This window comes from Lancefieldella sp., from assembly GCF_057237245.1.
This window is the reverse complement of record NZ_DBHHJM010000003.1, coordinates 62159-78661: the sequence shown is the minus strand read 5'-3', so window position 1 is coordinate 78661 and position 16503 is coordinate 62159. Positions and strand designations below refer to the sequence as shown.

Annotated in this window: 18 protein-coding genes and 1 tRNA gene; 9 read left to right on the top strand and 10 right to left on the bottom strand. The window is 48.6% G+C overall.

Going from position 1 to position 16503, the window contains the following annotated elements; all coding sequences use genetic code 11:
• Positions 1–113 precede the first annotated feature (113 nt).
• From ACO5GU_RS03745 to ACO5GU_RS03735, 3 genes are all read right to left on the bottom strand, one after another.
• Positions 114–599, bottom strand: a complete 486-nt coding sequence (locus tag ACO5GU_RS03745) for a DUF5067 domain-containing protein (RefSeq protein WP_484907640.1) — start codon at positions 597–599, stop codon at positions 114–116.
• Between the two features lie 415 nt (positions 600–1014).
• On the bottom strand, positions 1015–1446 hold the full coding sequence (locus tag ACO5GU_RS03740) for a Dps family protein (protein ID WP_484930188.1): 432 nt from the start codon (positions 1444–1446) through the stop codon (positions 1015–1017).
• 44 nt (positions 1447–1490) lie between these two features.
• Complete coding sequence (locus ACO5GU_RS03735; RefSeq protein WP_484930186.1) at positions 1491–1724, bottom strand: hypothetical protein; 234 nt, start codon at positions 1722–1724, stop codon at positions 1491–1493.
• A gap of 9 nt (positions 1725–1733) precedes the next feature.
• On the opposite strand from ACO5GU_RS03735, the gene asnA reads away from it, so the two are divergent.
• On the top strand, positions 1734–2735 hold the full coding sequence (gene asnA, locus ACO5GU_RS03730) for an aspartate--ammonia ligase (RefSeq protein WP_484930184.1): 1002 nt from the start codon (positions 1734–1736) through the stop codon (positions 2733–2735).
• A 165-nt stretch (positions 2736–2900) separates the two neighbouring features.
• Positions 2901–4451 carry a zinc ribbon domain-containing protein gene (locus ACO5GU_RS03725; RefSeq protein WP_484930182.1) on the top strand — a complete coding sequence of 517 codons (1551 nt, stop codon included), beginning with the start codon at positions 2901–2903 and terminating at the stop codon, positions 4449–4451.
• 178 nt (positions 4452–4629) lie between these two features.
• Here ACO5GU_RS03725 and ACO5GU_RS03720 read toward each other — a convergent pair whose 3' ends face one another.
• From ACO5GU_RS03720 to ACO5GU_RS03705, 4 genes are all read right to left on the bottom strand, one after another.
• On the bottom strand, positions 4630–4965 hold the full coding sequence (locus ACO5GU_RS03720; protein WP_484930180.1) for a PTS sugar transporter subunit IIA: 336 nt from the start codon (positions 4963–4965) through the stop codon (positions 4630–4632).
• Between the two features lie 55 nt (positions 4966–5020).
• A complete protein-coding gene (locus tag ACO5GU_RS03715) occupies positions 5021–5317 on the bottom strand; it encodes a PTS sugar transporter subunit IIB (protein WP_314019325.1) in 297 nt (98 codons plus the stop codon).
• A 76-nt stretch (positions 5318–5393) separates the two neighbouring features.
• Positions 5394–6833 (bottom strand): PTS sugar transporter subunit IIC, encoded by a 1440-nt coding sequence (locus ACO5GU_RS03710; RefSeq protein WP_484930178.1) that lies wholly within the window; start codon positions 6831–6833, stop codon positions 5394–5396.
• Between the two features lie 23 nt (positions 6834–6856).
• Positions 6857–8254, bottom strand: coding sequence for a glycoside hydrolase family 1 protein (locus ACO5GU_RS03705; RefSeq protein WP_484860658.1), 1398 nt, complete (start codon positions 8252–8254; stop codon positions 6857–6859).
• A 132-nt stretch (positions 8255–8386) separates the two neighbouring features.
• Here ACO5GU_RS03705 and ACO5GU_RS03700 point away from each other — a divergent pair, with 132 nt between their 5' ends.
• On the top strand, positions 8387–9106 hold the full coding sequence (locus tag ACO5GU_RS03700) for a GntR family transcriptional regulator (protein ID WP_484808435.1): 720 nt from the start codon (positions 8387–8389) through the stop codon (positions 9104–9106).
• Positions 9107–9188: 82 nt separating this feature from the next.
• Here the strand turns inward: ACO5GU_RS03700 and yfcE are convergent, their stop codons facing one another.
• Together yfcE and ACO5GU_RS03690 are read right to left on the bottom strand one after the other, a co-directional pair.
• Complete coding sequence (yfcE, locus tag ACO5GU_RS03695) at positions 9189–9749, bottom strand: phosphodiesterase (RefSeq protein WP_035437323.1); 561 nt, start codon at positions 9747–9749, stop codon at positions 9189–9191.
• A 129-nt stretch (positions 9750–9878) separates the two neighbouring features.
• Positions 9879–10862 carry a homoserine O-succinyltransferase gene (locus ACO5GU_RS03690; protein WP_314007066.1) on the bottom strand — a complete coding sequence of 328 codons (984 nt, stop codon included), beginning with the start codon at positions 10860–10862 and terminating at the stop codon, positions 9879–9881.
• A 46-nt stretch (positions 10863–10908) separates the two neighbouring features.
• On the opposite strand from ACO5GU_RS03690, the gene ACO5GU_RS03685 reads away from it, so the two are divergent.
• The 4 genes from ACO5GU_RS03685 to ACO5GU_RS03670 all read left to right on the top strand — a co-directional run bounded on the left by ACO5GU_RS03685 (position 10909) and on the right by ACO5GU_RS03670 (position 14729).
• Positions 10909–12294 (top strand): DEAD/DEAH box helicase, encoded by a 1386-nt coding sequence (locus ACO5GU_RS03685; protein ID WP_484930176.1) that lies wholly within the window; start codon positions 10909–10911, stop codon positions 12292–12294.
• Between the two features lie 45 nt (positions 12295–12339).
• Positions 12340–12720, top strand: a complete 381-nt coding sequence (locus ACO5GU_RS03680; RefSeq protein WP_314007060.1) for a DUF1304 domain-containing protein — start codon at positions 12340–12342, stop codon at positions 12718–12720.
• 73 nt (positions 12721–12793) lie between these two features.
• Positions 12794–14113 carry a class I SAM-dependent rRNA methyltransferase gene (locus ACO5GU_RS03675; RefSeq protein ID WP_484930174.1) on the top strand — a complete coding sequence of 440 codons (1320 nt, stop codon included), beginning with the start codon at positions 12794–12796 and terminating at the stop codon, positions 14111–14113.
• Positions 14114–14234: 121 nt separating this feature from the next.
• Positions 14235–14729, top strand: coding sequence for a hypothetical protein (locus ACO5GU_RS03670; RefSeq protein ID WP_484896582.1), 495 nt, complete (start codon positions 14235–14237; stop codon positions 14727–14729).
• A 14-nt stretch (positions 14730–14743) separates the two neighbouring features.
• On the opposite strand, the gene tadA is transcribed toward ACO5GU_RS03670, so the two are convergent.
• Complete coding sequence (gene tadA / locus ACO5GU_RS03665) at positions 14744–15250, bottom strand: tRNA adenosine(34) deaminase TadA (protein WP_484930172.1); 507 nt, start codon at positions 15248–15250, stop codon at positions 14744–14746.
• Positions 15251–15429: 179 nt separating this feature from the next.
• Here tadA and ACO5GU_RS03660 point away from each other — a divergent pair.
• Positions 15430–15520, top strand: a tRNA-Ser gene (locus ACO5GU_RS03660).
• Positions 15521–15755: 235 nt separating this feature from the next.
• On the top strand, positions 15756–16298 hold the full coding sequence (locus ACO5GU_RS03655) for a LemA family protein (RefSeq protein ID WP_314007138.1): 543 nt from the start codon (positions 15756–15758) through the stop codon (positions 16296–16298).
• The last annotated feature ends 205 nt before the right edge of the window (positions 16299–16503 follow it).

Here is a 16503-nt window from a genome sequence, read left to right as displayed (position 1 = left end):
TATTGTCACCCTGGAAAGTACACCTCATTTACGCTATCCCAACGTAAACTAAAAGAGAGCCACCTTGTGATGGCTCTCTTTTTTGTGTCGATTGTCTAGCGATAACAGCAAACTTACTGCAGGCTAAAAGTCTGAGCTGCAAGCTTATCCTTGCCAAAAAGCGGATACACCTCTACCTCAACATCGGACGAGCTAATGAGCTTGTATGCCTGTTCAACATCAAGGCTTGTGCCGGTCTTGATCTTTGTCATGGTGCTTTCCCAATTAACATCACTGGAAACAGCATTTTCAAGTTGCTGACCGTCCTGATACGCTTCTACGCGCACTGAACTCATAAATGCAGCAGTCTCATCAGAGTTGTTTGTAAAACTGAACGTGATCTTTGCTGCTGGGTCACCGTTGTAATCAGCGATTTGTGTGAGAGTGCCAATGGTCACCTCATATTTTTCCGGCTGCTTCTCCTCTGACTTCTTTGGCTCTTCCTTCTGTGCATCAGAAGTAGAGGTGGATGTTGTGCCGCTGTTTCCGCAACCCGCCAAGCCTAGTGCGAACAAACTAGAAGCACCTGCATAAATGAACTCGCGACGTGTTAAAGACATAATTCCTCCTATGTTTGATGTGTCTTTTGCCTGTTAAACGCCTTTTTGAACAAGAACACTTACAACAGTGCAGATAGTAGTCATTGAAATGCGGTCATGTGTCCACCACGTTGGACAGTTGACCTAGTCGTGGAATGCCTTGCAGATTTTTCAGTGTCGATTGATCTAAAACCCGGGTAATTATGTGTCCACCCGATCCAAAAGTGGATTTCTCGACACATAATTAGTTCACTTTTGGATTAATCGAGCTCCAAAAATCTACATTCACCAGTGAGTCACACATTATTGCATCGGTTTTGGATCAGATGCGCCCACGAAAAATGCCGCCGGAAAACCGACGACATTTTCAAAACATGGGAAAGAAAGAAACACAAGGTTTTGCCGGTCGTTGGAACCGGCTGGGTATTTGCCAAACTTACTTGTTGGACTGCTTAATCATCCAAATGGTCTTGGAGAGAAGAGCGATGTGCTCGTCCATTGCTGCGGAAACAAGGAAATTATCCTCAGCGTCTGCGTCCTTCTTGATCTTTGTTGCGAGTGCACGGATTGCCTCGTAGTCAGCAAGAATAGCCTGGTAAATCTCCTGGGGATTCTTGAAACCCTCTGCTGCCTCGGAAAGAGTTGCGTTCTTGAGGAAGGAATCCATGGAGCCCAGTGGAGAGCCGTCGTTCATCAGGATGAGCTCTGCAACCTCGTCAAGCTGGTCATACATTGCACCGTAAACCTCGTCGAGGTCAGTATGCACGTTATAGAATGAAGGGCCGCTGACGTACCAATGGAAGTTGTGAATCTTGTGAGCCTCAACAGCGTAGTTAGCGAGAAGAACATTGAGCTTATCGTTTAGCATAGTTAAAACCTTTCTATCTGGTTCCTAATAAATAGGAATGATTACTATTTATTACCTATATTCCCCTCTTTGGATGAGGTATGCAAACTTTCTAAAAATTTTTGAGATGCAATATTTGAGGTCACAGTCCCACAATAACCTGCATTTATTTTTTTTCTACTACACACGACTTGTATCCGTCTTTTTGACAAAACGGTTAAATCACACGGGTTTCTCGCCAAAGGGTTAAAGAAAGAAGGCAAAATCAGCGCAATCAAATTTTTAGCGCTCTCTTCCAAGGAGACCCCATGACCAAGATTCCCGAGGGCTACCGTTCTAGCCTTTCGCTTTACGATACGCAGAAAGCTATTGAGCAGGTCAAGAACGTGTTTCTGACCAAGCTGTGTGCCGCGCTGAAGCTGTCGCGCGTCACCGCTCCGCTGATTGTTGATCCGCTTACCGGCATGAACGACAACCTCAATGGTGTCGAGCATCCTGTTGCCTTTGACCTGCCAAACGTGGGCAAAAACGCCGAGGTAGTCCAGTCGCTTGCTAAGTGGAAGCGCTATGCACTCTGGCGCTACAACTTTGCCGTCGGCCGCGGCCTGGTCTGCGACATGAACGCTGTCCGTCGCGACGAACAGCCCGATAACCTGCACTCCATTTACGTGGACCAGTGGGACTGGGAGCGCATCATCACGCAAGACGAGCGCAACACCGACACGCTGGAAGACGCTGTCTGCCGCATTGTCGAGGCAATCTGCGGCACACTCGACGAGCTCAAGTGGCACTATCCGCAGCTTAACACGCAGATCAGCCGCGAAGTCACCTTTGTGACCTCGCAGGAGCTTGAGGACCTCTACCCTACCCAGACACCCAAGCAGCGAGAAGATCTGTTTGTTCGCGAGCATCCAACCACCTTTATCGTGGGTATTGGCGGTGCTCTGAACTCTGGCCAACCTCACGACTTTAGGTCACCCGACTACGACGACTGGTCGCTTAACGGTGACCTGTTGTTCTGGGATGAGACCTTGGACTCTGCGATTGAGATCAGCAGTATGGGCATCCGCGTTGACGCCGAGGCACTTAAGTCGCAACTGGCAATCGCTGGATGCGAGGACCGTCTTGAGCTGCCATTCCATAAGATGCTCATTGACGGTGAGCTGCCCTTTACCATTGGTGGCGGCATCGGTCAGAGCCGTCTCTGCATGCTGCTGCTAGAAAAAGCGCACGTCGGAGAGGTGCAGGCATCTATCTGGGACAAGCAAACCGAGGATCATTGCGCTGAAGCAGGCGTTTCTCTGCTCTAATCCGCGCTCGCAACACGCAACGCTGGGCCATATCCCGCGGCTCTCAGCGCGTGCAGCCGCCCTCAAAACTAAAAACATTTTGGCGTTTCTCCTGTTAACGCTACAATAGTAACCCAGTGTAATTAAAAGCCACTGAGTCTAACTGGCGATTTAAGGAGCGACTCTATGAATTGCCCCAACTGCGGAGCTGAAATTGGCAAGCACGCAAAATTCTGTTCCAACTGCGGACAGAAGCTTTCGGACGTCGCTGACGTTACGGACGTCGAGAAACCCGATATGCTCGCTGAGCCCACAGAACCTGCACCAGAAACCGCACCCGACAACTCCATCACAGCCACCGAGGTTATCGCACCAGCAGAGGCTGATGAGCCAGCTGATACCGTCACTGACCCAGATAGCGCCGATCCAGACGCAACTGTCCTTGCAGAGTACCCAGCAGATGACGAAGACGCAACCGCAGCAGAAACCTCGCTCCTAGAGGCTACCGCTGACGACTCCTACATCTCCCCAGATGAGGCTCCTACCGTTGTTGCGGGCGCTGGCGCCATCGCAGACGCCGACCCCGCCGCTGCCGAAGACCCCACCGTCATCGCCGACCCCACCGTCATCGCTGACGCCGAGGAGCCCACGACTTTTATCAACGACCCTGACCGCATCAACGTCTTTACCTCTGACGACCTTGATTCAACTGCGATTTCGCATTTTGACCCATCGCAGTTCACCGTCGTTTCAAGCGGACCTAGCTCCGTTGAACGCAAGCAAACCAAGGACGGCTCGGACGCACTCCGCAAAGTTGTCTTTGGCCTGCTTGCAGCTGTCCTGGTTGTAGGCGCATTGGCCGTTGCTTGGGTTTTCCAATCCCATCAAGACGACGCAGCCAAGCGCAGTGCCGTTCAACAGCGTATTGCCAGCTATCAAGAGCAGATTGAAAGCGTTGGCGTCAATCCAAGCAGCGACAGCAGCCGCGTTGAGCTCCTCAATCAATACGAGAAGCTCGATCAAATTGAAGAGCAAATCACCGGCGACCAGAAAAACGGCCAGTTCCGCCTTCCAAACGGCACCGATGACTCGGGCGTTAACATCCTAAACAGCTCAATTTCGGATGGTCAGAAGCGCATCCGCGACTGGTTCGAGGCCGACTACAAGCGCAGACTTGCTGCAAACAGCTTTAACGATACCGATTCTGCAACCACGCTTGACCTCAAGTCCGTTTCAAACAGGCTTGTTGAGCTGCAGGCTCTTCTCGGCGATATAGAGCACGAGAAGGAAATCTGGGGCGATGACACCGGAGCTAATTCAACGTATGACTCATATCACTCTCGCGTTTCTGACCAGATAAAGAAGGGTGAAAGCCTCAAATCTGGAGTTGCCGAGAAGAACAAAAAAGAGCAAGAGCAGAAGGACAAAGATAAGAAATCCGAGGAAGACCGCAAGAAGGCCCAAAAATGGGTTGGTACCTACAGCGGCACCGGCACTGACGGCAAGTCAATGGAGGTTGTCATCCAGAAGGACGGCACGGTCATTTGGCGCATCGGTGGTCAGCCTGAGGTTCGCGGCACCTGGACTGGCGACGAAAACAAGCTTGAGCTCGACTTCAATGGCCAGGTCAGCGGTAGGAGCGAGCCGTTTACTCTATCCTCTACCAACGGCGGCAAAACCGTTACTATCAGCTCTCAGAGCAGCACTTGGAACACTGACACGCTTTCTAGAAAGTAACACGCGCTAGAAAACCGCACGTCGCAAGATAAAAATGGCGAGAAGACCGATCGATCTTCTCGCCATTTGTTTGTGAAATGAGCGTTGTTCTACGCGGCTGACACTCTACACGCCACGATCTTCGTGCCGGCCGCTTACGCGCCAAGAAGCGTCTCTGCACACATGTTTTTCTCGCCAGCTACTTGTTAAGGAGCTTCTCGTACACGTCAATGAAGTCCTCAGCAATGATGCGGAAAGACTCGGCCTGCATAAGCTGGTCCTCTGCGTGGAGCAAGATGAGCGAGAACTCAACGTTATTGTTATCAATTGCGGACTGCTGCAACATATTCAGGTGTGTGCTGTGACCCTCATTAAAGATCTCTGTACCAGCAAGAATATCTGCACGAGCGCCTTCAATATCGCCTGTTTTTGCCTTCTGGATTGCGCCAATGTACATTGACTTTGCCGTTCCAACGGTAGCAATAATCTCAAAGGCTGCTTCTTGCGTAGCAGTCATGCCATCATCTAAAGCCATTTTTTACCCCATACTCTTTCGTGAGCACCTGGGAGCTCAGAAAATCTTTTATCGCTTATTTAATAAGCTCAAGTGCGTCGTCAAGGATCTTTGCAGCGTTCATCCTGCCGTAATCAACCATAGGAATAACAGCTACAGGAATAGATCCTGCTGCAGCCTCAACGTCTGCCTTTGCATACGCAATCTGAGGTCCAAGCAAAAAGACGTCTGCACCGTCAATAAGCTCAAGTGCCTTGTTAAGAGGATTTGCAATAATCTCTACGTCCAAACCGCGAGAAGCAGCCTCTTTCTGAAGCTTCTGAACAAGCAGACTGGTGGACATTCCGGCGTTGCAAGCAAGTAAGATTTTCATGTGATCTCCTTTTGATGAGCCAGCCACCGAATACGATGGCTGGCTTCAAGTGATACTCAGATTATAAGCTTACAAACTACTCTGCATCCTGAGCGTTCTCTGCAAGAGCCTCAGCCTGCTTGGCCTGTGCACGCTCGGAGATCTTCATGAATGGCAGGTAAATTGCCATGGCGAGAAGAACCTCGATGACCTGCCAAATGACAGCGCGAACGTCGCCACCGGTTGCCAGCCAACCACTCAGGAAGACTGGGGTGGTCCAAGGAACCATTGCAACGCAAGGGCTAATCCAACCAAGGTTGGTAAACAGGTAGGTCAGACCGATGAACAAATCTGGAACAAGAACAAATGGAATCATCAGAGGAAGGTTAAAGACGATTGGGTAACCGTAAATAACCGGCTCGTTGATGTTGAAGATACCTGGGAGAAGAGAAAGTGCTGCAACGTCTTTAGAAGCCTTGTTCTTGGAGAAGACAAAGGTGTCAAAAAGCAGCATCAGAGTACAACCAGAACCACCGATCAGAGCAAAGGTGTTGATGATCTGCATGTTCATGTAGTGGTCCTGAGGAATTGGCTGACCAGCTGCGAAGGTTGCCATGTTGTCAACAATAAGCATGGTCAGGATTGGCTCAATCAGAACACCGGAGATGGTGGACTGGTGAATACCAAGGCAGAAGAGCAGGTTTGCAAAGGTGTAGATGATGATGACTGCAAATGGACCAGCATTCATGAGGCCCTTCAGTGGGGCAGAAATGCTTGTTGCAATGATGGTCATAAGGTCAGTGCCAGCGCAAACTGCAAGAAGAGCAGATGCAATACCAAAGACGGTAAGGGTCAACATCATAGGAATCATGGTGTTAAAAGAATCTGCAACCGCTGGTGGAACGCCCTCACCAAGGTTGACCTTCAGCTGCTTAACGCTGGAGAGCTTGATGAAGATGGTGGTGGAAAGCAGACCAATGATGATTGCACCAAAGAGGCCGTTAGTACCGGTGAAGGAAGTGGAGAAAGCACCAGTTACATCAACGCCGGTAACTGCATAGCCAGTTGGCAGGAGCTTAGCAACATCAGCTACAGGAAGCGCAACTGCTGCAGCGGCTGCGTCAGCGGCGTTAGCTGCGTGAAGAACAGCACCTGCGGTAGCAACAATGCTCTGAGGCATCATGATGATAAGAGCCGCAATACCAATAACAACACAAGAAATTGCGTTCTCAAAACGCTTGTTACGAGCAAGGCAATAACCAATAATGCCTGCAAGAATAACTGCCGAGAAACTCAGAGTGCCCTGAGCAACAGCTGCACCCCAAACCTTGAAATTAGCCAGGGTAACTGGGTCGTTTGCAAAGATGAGTGGGAACAGAACGTTGTTGATCAGTACTGCAATACCAGCCAAAATATAAATTGGGCTGACAGTTGCAAATGCATCGCGCAGGCTCCTCAAGTGAACTTGATTACCTACTTTTGCAGAAACTTCTGCAAATTTATCTAGAAACGATGCTTGGCCATTATCTTTTGCCATGAGCAAACTCCTTTCACGAGTTTCTAGTCAACTATATGTGTAGTGGCAACCTGCTTAAGCCACTCAGCTGATTTCTTAAGACGGCGGTTGTAGTTATCTTCCAGGTCAACCTCAACAAAGCCGTAACGGTTCTTGAAAGCATTTGCCCAAGACCAGTTATCGATGATGGCCCAGTAGTGATAACCACGGCATTTTGCGCCGTCCTGAATTGCACGAGCAATCCACTCAAGATGACGACGGACAAAATCAACACGGTAGTCGTCCTGAATTACGCCGTTTTCGTCTTTCTTAAGATCTTCTCGCTCTACGCCCATGCCATTCTCGGAAACAAACCACTCAAGCTCTGGATACTCATCGCGAACCTTCATGGCAAAGTCGTAAAGACCCTGTGGGTAAATCTCCCAACCACGAGAAACGTTCATCTCTGCTTCTGGCCAAATATAGGGATCGGCAAAGTTTGGAATGCCATTCTCGTCAGTATCTTTTGCAGGAGCCTGGATACGCTCTGGGTGATAATAATTGCAACCCAGCCAATCCACTACGCCATCGGCAAGAATGAGCTTGTCCTCAGGGCGGATAGGCAGGTCAACGCCACGAGTCTGCAGCGTATCAATGACATCCTGTGGAAGCTCTCCCTTGGTTACCAGGTCAAGCCACCAGCGAATGTTAACGCCGTCAGTCATACGCAGCGCCTCAAGGTCTGCCTCAGAAGGATTCTCTTTGGTATATGGTGGTGCAAAGCAGTTAATAAGGCCAATGCGAGAATCCTCAAGCATAAAACCTGCTGCTTTTGCGCGGCGATACTCGCGAACACCAAGCGCGTGAGCAAGTGAAATATTGTACTGAACGGCACGAGCGCGAGAGTAATTCTTTACAAAGGGGTACCAATCGCCCAATGTGTAGCGAACCTCTGGCTCAACAATTGGCTCGTTAAAAGTGAACCAATAGCGGATTTCTTTTCCAAACGTTTCAAAAGCAATACGTGCGTAATGTGCATACGCCTCAACAACCTCACGGGACTCCCAGCCACCGCGGTTGAAGAGGTATTCAGGCATGTCAAAGTGATAGAGGTTTACAAAAATCTCAATACCAACCTTCTTAGCAACAGCAAAAAGGTGGTGATAGTACTTCTCGCCCTCTGGATTAAGGTTGCCGTTAATGTCCAGCAAACGACTCCACTGAATAGAAGTGCGGATGGAATCCAAGCCAAGAGACTTGAGAAGCTGAAGATCTTCTTCCATTCTTTCTGTAAAGTCATTTCCGGCATAGGAGCCAACGCGATTGTGGAATGCGTGGATGTCCAGGTTGGACCAGGTATCCCAAAGGTTTGGCAGCTTTCCGCCGTCTTGCCATTTACCCTCAGTCTGTGGGCCAGACATTGACCCACCAAAGAAGAAATTCTCAGGCAACTGATACGACATGCCTATCCTTTCTCAAACGTATTAAACCTAACATGTCAACTTTATAAAACAGATATGTTAGATTTTCTATGTAGAATACTAATGCAAATCAGATAGAATGCAAAGTAAAATTTTGCTACCTGAGGAGGTGTCATGAATAAGTACGAACTGATTGTTCAGGATCTTAAAACTGATATTGCTATAGGCACATATCCTGCTTATTCTCGTCTGCCTTCCGTTGCTCAGCTTTGTGAGCAATATGAAGTGAGCAAAATTACCATTAATAAGGCACTAGAAGTTCTTGAACAGCAAGGGCTTATCTTCAGGCGAAAAGGCTCTGGCACTTTTGTCAAAAAGCTGGAAGAAGGAACACAAATTAAGCCAAGTAAAGAAGTCTCCGGTCAAATGGAAGGCTTCATGGCTGAGCACGCCGCCCGAGGTGAGCGCGTCAAATCAAAGGTCTACACCTTTGAAGTTGAGCGACCCTCTGAATACATTGCTAAAGCTCTTGATATTACTACCGAAGATTTTGTTTATAGAATTGTGCGTGTCAGGCTTGTTGAAGGAATTGCGCAGGTCATCGAGTATACCTACATGCCTATCAGCTTAGTACCCAATCTTAAAAAGGCTCATCTGGAGCACTCGATTTACAACTATATTGAGAGCGAAATTGGGCTCAGAATTGCCAATGCGCACCGCGTTATTAGAGCCGTCATGCCTACAGAGGTTGAAGCCTCGAGACTAGAAATTAGCACGGGCGATCCCCTCTTAGAGGTTGAGCAAATCGGTTATATCGACGACGGTCGTGCGTTTGAATATTCCATCTCGCGACATGCGCATGGCTATGAATTCATGACCATTTCTATGCACTAGACCTCTGAAGCAGCGACACAAAATAAGGCGAGAAGATCAATCGATCTTCTCGCCTTGTTGTTTGCGTGTGGATATCACAGACTTACTCGCCGAGGATGACGTGCCTGAACTCGCCGTCCTCGTAGATTCCGCAGCTATGGGTGCCGTCTTTTGGAATACCCACGGAGCCTGGGTTGAACACGGTGACCTCTGGGTGGTCAGCGCTTTGCATGTTAACTTTTCTGTGCGTGTGACCGTACACAAACGCGTCCATACTTGGCGTCTGAGGCCATTTATCAACGCTGTTATGAATACCAGGGCCAAAAACGTGGCCGTGCGTAAAGAAAATGGTGAACTGCTTGCCCGTCTTGGGGTCTTTGTCAAACAAGATGTTGTAATCAGCCATGCAAGGGAAGTCCAGGACCATTTGGTCAACCTCTGCCTCGCAATTTCCGCGGACCGCAATAACCTTATCGGAAATGCTATTCAGCATCTCAATGACACGCTTTGGTGCATAATCTGCAGGAAGATCGTTGCGAGGGCCATGATAAAGCAGATCTCCCAGAAGCAAAACGTACTTTGGCTGCTCCTCCTCAATGACCTGCATGAGTTTCTCGCAATAGTCGGCAGCGCCGTGAATATCTGAAGCAATTACAACCTTCATCAACGTATCCTCTCTATACGTGTTTCTACACGTATCTTCATACGCGTGTATCAATCAATTATTTTATTGTATTGATGGCGTCCAACCAGTTACAAGCGCTGGCAATTCGGTCACCGTGTAAACGCCAGCTTAGAACCTACCAGTCATCCTTGCGTCAGGGTCAGCCTCGGAAACACGCTGACGAAGATCTGCAATAGCCGCAGGTATCTCGTCTGTGTTATACGGCGTCATCTGATACACCCAGTTAATCCAGTTGCGATACAGCAAGTTGGCGTGCGCGCGCCAGGTAAACAGCGGCTGCTTTTCTGGATCGTTATCAGGGAAGTAGTTCTCTGGCAAGCGAATAGGCAGACCCTTGTGGAAGTCACGCCAATACTCTTCTGCAAGTGTGTCGCGATCATATTCAAAATGACCGGTTACAAAAATCTCGTGAAAGTCTCTTGTGGCGAGAAGTGCAGGACCGCTGGTAAATCCCTCAGAAAGCACGGCAAGCTCAGGATGATCTACCAGAGCTGATGTCTCAATCGCGGCATGACGAGAGTGTGGCATGTAATGTACCTCGTCAAATCCATTGGTGAGGAAGCAATACTCATCGCATAAACGCTGCGGAAAAATACCAAAAAGCTTAGCGCCCAGCATCTTCTTGGGAATATCGTGCAGGTAATAGAGGCCGGCTAGTGCGCCCCAGCACAGGTACATGGTAGAAAAGACGTGTTCCTGAGACCAGTCAACAATGCGACAAAACTCATCCCAGTAATCAACGTCCTCGTATTTAAGGTCCTCGATAGGAGCGCCGGTAACAATCAAACCGTCATAGTTTTTATCTTTGAAGTCATCAAAAGTTGAATAAAACGTGACCAGATGGTCTGCAGCGGTGTTTTTAGATTCATGCGAAGAGATACGCATAAAGTCACACGTAACCTGTATAGGAGACTTTGAAATCAGACGGAGAATCTGCGTTTCAGTCTGAATTTTCTTAGGCATTAAATTCAAAATTGCCAGGCGCAGCGGGCGAATCTCCTGGTGTTCTGCAACTTCTTCCTCAAGCGCAAAAATGCGCTCTTCTTGCAGCGTCTTCTTAGCTGGTAAACCATCTGGAATATTAATAGGCATGGCAACTTCCTTTAGCTAATCGTTGCACATAAGTATACTTGTTTGTATGGAAATAACTTTTGCCGAGCTCGGGCTAAACGAGCAAATTCTGGCAGGCGTAGCAACACTTGGGTTCAACGCGCCTACTCCCGTGCAGGCCGCAGCAATTCCCGCCGTCTTAGCGGGCAAGGACGTTGTTGCGTCTGCGCAAACGGGAACAGGTAAAACTGCGGCGTTTATGTTGCCTACGCTGCAGCGCATTGCTGTCGAGAAACCCCGTGAGGCCGAGAAACTCGACGACAAACGCAACGCAGCCGCCGGACGCAACGTAGCCTCCGGACGCGACGCCAAGCGCGGCAGCGCCAAGCGCGGCAGCGCAAAATGCAACGCGACCGCCAAACGCAACGCGTATCCCCGCGCGCTCATCATCACGCCAACACGAGAGCTTGCGGCCCAAATTGACGACGTTGCTAAAAGCGTTTGCACATCCACTGGTCAGCAAACCGTCATTGTTACTGGTGGCGCTCGTTACAAGCACCAGATAACCGCGCTGCAAAAAGGTTGCGATGTGCTGGTGGCAACACCTGGCCGCTTGATTGATCTTCTCGACAAGAAACATACAAGCCTAGAGAACATCCAGGTGCTGGTGCTTGACGAGGCAGACCGCATGCTTGACATGGGCTTTTGGCCAAGCGTCCGCCGCATTATGGAACAGCTGCCCAAGGCGCACCAAACGTTGCTTTTCTCGGCAACGCTCCCCGCGTCAATTACCTCAACCATAGATGCGCTGCTCAAAGATCCAGAGCGCATTGAGATTGCAAGAACCGGACAAACTGCGGCAACAATCGAGCAACATTTGTGCTCAGTTACCCAAGGGCAAAAGCCGCAGCTCTTAAAGGCACTTATCGACTCCTTTGATCCTGCGCCAGAGCGTGTGTTGGTGTTCTGTAGGACAAAGTCGCGCGTTGACAGCATTTACAAAAACCTCAAAGCCGCAGGTCTAAAGGTTGATGTTATGCATGCCGACCGTCCGCAAAAGGCTCGCGCAAGAGCGCTGGAGCGATTCCGCAGCGGCGCTATTCAGGTTCTTGTTGCAACCGATGTTATGAGCCGCGGCATTGATATCCAGGGCATTGACGCCGTTATCAACTTTGACGTGCCGCTTGATCCCGAGGATTACGTTCATCGCATTGGCCGAACAGGTCGCGCTGGAGCCGCAGGTCAGGCCTATACATTCATGGGACCAGACGAAGTTACGCCGCTTAGAGAAATTGAATATTTCACAAAGGCGTTGATTCCTGCATGGGATCTACCTGGCTTTTCTTATGATGAGGGGCGCATTATGCTCCAGGATTCCCGCTCTACCACCAAGACCACACGTTCGATGTTCTCGGGCTCAAGGTCAAGGGGCAAAGGATTTGGATTTGGCGGCAGATATGGCCGACACACGTAATCTATAATCAAAACGCAGGTAACTAATACAGTAAAGGAATAAAACATGGGCCCTTTTAGTAATGCTGGTATAATTTTTGCTCTTGGAGCTGCAGTTTTACACGTGGTCATATTTTATCTTGAGTCATTTGCCTGGACTTCTGACGGTGCGCTCAAGGCCTTTAACATGACAAAAGAAGAGGCAGAGAGCACTGAGAAGATGGCTTTTAACCAGGGATTTTATAATCTCTTTCTTGCTATTGAGGTATTCGTTGGCGTCTTCTTGATGGCTAACAGAAATCCACTAGGTAAAGCGCTTGTTGTCTTTGCTGTTTGTTCAATGGAATTTGCCGCAATTCTTCTCTTTGTGACTTCTCCCGACAAACGCTCTGCAGCTATCAAGCAGGCAATATTCCCTCTTATGGCTCTCTGCAATTTTTTTATGTAACTTTTTGAGCATCGACACTGAGCACATACAAGCACCAAGCCTTTTGTAAGCACTTCTCGCGAGAAGGACCATCATGAAGCAACTCCGCCCTTATCCACAGGTTATTATCACCAAGAAAGCTGCTCGTGCACTTGCAGGCGGACATCCTTGGGTCTTTGAGGGCGAGGTCATCCGTGTAGAGCCATCTCCAGAAAGTGGCGAGTGTGCTCAAAATGGTTGCATTGTTGATGTCTTCGAAGAGAACGGCACCTACCAGGGAACTGGTCTTCTGTCAGAAATGAGCAAGATTCGCGTCAGAATTGTGACAAGAAACGCCAACGATAGGCTCAATGAAGCATTTTGGAGTCGCAAGATTAGCTGGGCGTGGGAACATCGCAAAACCACTATGGGAAACCGCGCTCTACCAGGCACTGAGCCCGATACCAATTGTTGCCGTGTCATCTTCTCTGAGGCCGATGGCTTTCCTGGCTTAATCGTTGACCGCTACGAGAATGTGCTTGTTGCGCAGGTAGGAACCGTTGGCATGGAGCGTCTGCGTGATGCTATCTATCCACTGCTACTTGAAGTTTTCTCTGCAGACGGCCAGGTAATCGACGGCATTTACGAAAGAAACGATTCTCCTTCGCGCCTTAAAGAAGGACTTCCGCAACATAAAGGCTGGTGGACAGGCTCTTCACCGGACGAGAATGGCTTGATTGCAGAAAGCACCCTTACTCTGCCTTCAACTCATGTTCTTGCAACAGAAAACGGACTCAAGTTCAATCTTGACCTGGAGAATAGTCAAAAAACAGGCTTTTTCTTAGATCAAAAATATAACCGCCGAGCAGTCCGTCAGCTTGCACAAGGTCGCCGTGTACTGGATTGTTTCTGCCACGTTGGTCCTTTTGGTCTTAACGCCGCAGCTGGTGGAGCAGAATTTGTCCGCTGTGTAGACGTTAGCCAAACTGCCATTGACCTTGCTCGCCACAATGCAGAACTCAACGGTTTGGCAGACCGCATGGACTTTACCTGTGCAAATGTTCTTGAATACCTCCCAGAGTTAGCGCAAGACCGCGCTCAGCTCAAAGCAGAGGGAGGTCCGTTTGACCTCATCATTCTGGATCCACCCGCATTCACTAAGACACGCGACAAGGTTCGAAGCGCCATGCGTGGCTATAAGGAAATCAACGCTGCGGCCATGAAGCTACTGCCTCGAGGTGGCTACCTGGCAACTTGTTCCTGCTCACACTTCATGACCAGAGATCTTCTCGCCCAGGCAATTGCCGAGGCAGCTCACCATACCAACGTGCAGCTTAAACAAATTGAAGAGCGCCAACAAGCTCCTGACCACCCAATTCTTTGGGGTGTTCCCGAGAGCCACTACCTTGATTTCTTCATTTTCCAGGTAGTTTAAAACCTACAGTCCATTCTTCAAAGAACATTTTATGAGATTTATTCCATATTGTGATATAATACTATTATAAATTATTTTACTATTTTATAAGAGTATTTTATGGCATACTTTGGAGGCCCTTATGGCTGAGACGGATGGCAGGAATTTATCTAAACAACCAACCCTGAGCAAACACCAGTCCTACTTAACCTATGGGTTATTAGCTTTTATTGGCGGTTTTGCAGGTCTTCATTCATTTTATAGAACAGGTAAGGTTTCATTTTTTAGGACTGCATTATCTGGCTGCTTTCTTTATTTTCTCGTTTCTTACAACTATTGGTATCTCTATGCTCTTCTCGTGCTTATAAATTCTTTTATCACACTTTCCATAGTCTTTAATAAGAATGTGACTGTTCAAAATATCCAAGGAGACACAGTTCAGGCTCAGGACGCTGAAAGTAATAACAAATTGATTTTGATTACAATCTCTGCATTTGCATTATTTCTATTAGTAAGCGCGTCTCTATCTTTTGTATTCAGTATCTCAATGGCCATAAAGCTCATTCTTGTAATAATCTTCATTGGTCTGGAAGCTTTGCTGATAAACGCTGCTGGAATCAAAATATCTTTTAAATAGTTCTTCCAGACTTCTTATTTTTCCAAACTTTTGCTTTTACGACGCTCTTTAAAGAAGGCTTTAAGCTGGGCAGATGCCTCGTCTGCTAATACTCCGCCTGAGACTGCAAACTCGTGATTAAGTCTTGGATCACTGCTCACGTCAAACAACGTGCCCGTTGCGCCGCCCTTGGGATCAAACGCGCCAAACACGCAGCGATCAATACGAGCATTGACCATCAGCCCTGCACACATCAAGCAAGGTTCCAGCGTCACGTAAACCGTACAGCCCGAAAGTCTCCAGCGGCCAAGCTTTTTTGAAGCCTTTTGCATAGCGAGAAACTCAGCGTGTGCAGAAGGGTCGTTATCTATCTCACGGCGATTATGTGCAACGGCAATAACCTCTCCATCGCACACTACAACTGCGCCGATAGGTACTTCTCCTATCTGCGCTGCAAGTTCTGCCTGTTCAAGAGCAAGTTTCATGTACTTTTGATCAAGAGCAGCCTGTGGGGTCAAAGGCTCTTGCGCTTCGTTACTCATAGCTGCTCCTCTCTTGTCTGGTTGTTGCTACTAATCTGTCGCTGTTCTGTCGCGATTCTGACGTAAATCTTTCATGACTCTGACGCTTATTTATCTACTCTCAATTATGAAGCAAAACCTAACTTGCTAAATCCCCTACTCGCAAAAAACTGAATTATGAGGTAGGATATTACCGCTTTGGAGAGGTGGCAGAGTGGTTGAATGCGGCGGTCTTGAAAACCGTTGAGCGGTGTCCCCGTTCCGAGGGTTCGAATCCCTCCCTCTCCGCCATTTTTTGGCGGACCTCAACTTAACGTTTTACCTTCAGAACTTTCATTCCATTCCACGTTATTTCTAGCTCAACGTTCTTCTCGCCAGTGTGTGGACGAGCATTCCATTTACCAAAAGACTCGTTAGCAAGTTAAAAGCTTTAATTAAAAACGCCTTAGATTTTTAGTTTTGGGTATAATTAACCTGTCCAAATGGATGGCTGACACAGGATTGTCAGTGATTGAAAGGATTTAGCATGATTATTGCCGCAGTTGTAGTTATTGTCCTTCTGGTTTTCTGGGCCATTAGCATTCACAACAACATCATTCGCGCAAGCAACAGGTGCGACAACGCTTGGGCAGCTATCGATACGCAGCTTCAGCGTCGTAACGATCTGATCCCTAACCTGGTCAACACCGTTAAGGGTTACGCAGCTCACGAGTCTAAGACTTTTGAGGCGGTTACTTCTGCTCGCGCTGCAGTCGCAAACGCTCGCACTCCTGAAGAGAAGATGCAGGCTTCCGGCACTCTTTCCAATGCTCTGACCAACCTGTTTGCTGTTGTTGAGAACTACCCAGAGCTCAAGGCTAACCAGAACTTCCTGGAGCTCCAGGCAGAGCTTACTGACACCGAGAACCGCCTCAGCTACGCTCGCTTGAGCTACAACGATGTTGTCATGAACTACAACAACATCATCGCTGTTTTCCCAAACAACCTTCTTGCTGGTGGACGTTCCCCACGTACAAGCTTCCAGGTTACCGACGAGTCCGCTCGTCAGGCACCAAACGTACAGTTCTAAGAGCTGTTTCGTTACACTTTGTACCAGCTCAGCCCGGTATCTGCGTTCCGCAGGTACCGGGCTTTTTTGTGCGCTGTCAAGCTTCGCGGATCGCGTTGGTCGTGCGTTGGTCGCACCTCGACTACAGGTAAATCCGAGCAGCTAGATTATGTGAAGAGTCTTTACAGCCTCGCGAGAAAATCGTTAAAATAGTTACATCTGTGAA

What these genes read in the sequence shown, in the direction of transcription:
- ACO5GU_RS03745 (WP_484907640.1), bottom strand. Translation starts at nt 599, where the DNA reads ATGTCTTTAACACGTCGCGAGTTCATTTATGCAGGTGCTTCTAGTTTG.
- ACO5GU_RS03740 (WP_484930188.1), bottom strand. Translation starts at nt 1,446, where the DNA reads ATGCTAAACGATAAGCTCAATGTTCTTCTCGCTAACTACGCTGTTGAG.
- asnA (WP_484930184.1), top strand. Translation starts at nt 1,734, where the DNA reads ATGACCAAGATTCCCGAGGGCTACCGTTCTAGCCTTTCGCTTTACGAT.
- ACO5GU_RS03725 (WP_484930182.1), top strand. Translation starts at nt 2,901, where the DNA reads ATGAATTGCCCCAACTGCGGAGCTGAAATTGGCAAGCACGCAAAATTC.
- ACO5GU_RS03720 (WP_484930180.1), bottom strand. Translation starts at nt 4,965, where the DNA reads ATGGCTTTAGATGATGGCATGACTGCTACGCAAGAAGCAGCCTTTGAG.
- ACO5GU_RS03715 (WP_314019325.1), bottom strand. Translation starts at nt 5,317, where the DNA reads ATGAAAATCTTACTTGCTTGCAACGCCGGAATGTCCACCAGTCTGCTT.
- ACO5GU_RS03710 (WP_484930178.1), bottom strand. Translation starts at nt 6,833, where the DNA reads ATGGCAAAAGATAATGGCCAAGCATCGTTTCTAGATAAATTTGCAGAA.
- ACO5GU_RS03705 (WP_484860658.1), bottom strand. Translation starts at nt 8,254, where the DNA reads ATGTCGTATCAGTTGCCTGAGAATTTCTTCTTTGGTGGGTCAATGTCT.
- ACO5GU_RS03700 (WP_484808435.1), top strand. Translation starts at nt 8,387, where the DNA reads ATGAATAAGTACGAACTGATTGTTCAGGATCTTAAAACTGATATTGCT.
- yfcE (WP_035437323.1), bottom strand. Translation starts at nt 9,749, where the DNA reads ATGAAGGTTGTAATTGCTTCAGATATTCACGGCGCTGCCGACTATTGC.
- ACO5GU_RS03690 (WP_314007066.1), bottom strand. Translation starts at nt 10,862, where the DNA reads ATGCCTATTAATATTCCAGATGGTTTACCAGCTAAGAAGACGCTGCAA.
- ACO5GU_RS03685 (WP_484930176.1), top strand. Translation starts at nt 10,909, where the DNA reads ATGGAAATAACTTTTGCCGAGCTCGGGCTAAACGAGCAAATTCTGGCA.
- ACO5GU_RS03680 (WP_314007060.1), top strand. Translation starts at nt 12,340, where the DNA reads ATGGGCCCTTTTAGTAATGCTGGTATAATTTTTGCTCTTGGAGCTGCA.
- ACO5GU_RS03675 (WP_484930174.1), top strand. Translation starts at nt 12,794, where the DNA reads ATGAAGCAACTCCGCCCTTATCCACAGGTTATTATCACCAAGAAAGCT.
- ACO5GU_RS03670 (WP_484896582.1), top strand. Translation starts at nt 14,235, where the DNA reads ATGGCTGAGACGGATGGCAGGAATTTATCTAAACAACCAACCCTGAGC.
- tadA (WP_484930172.1), bottom strand. Translation starts at nt 15,250, where the DNA reads ATGAGTAACGAAGCGCAAGAGCCTTTGACCCCACAGGCTGCTCTTGAT.
- ACO5GU_RS03655 (WP_314007138.1), top strand. Translation starts at nt 15,756, where the DNA reads ATGATTATTGCCGCAGTTGTAGTTATTGTCCTTCTGGTTTTCTGGGCC.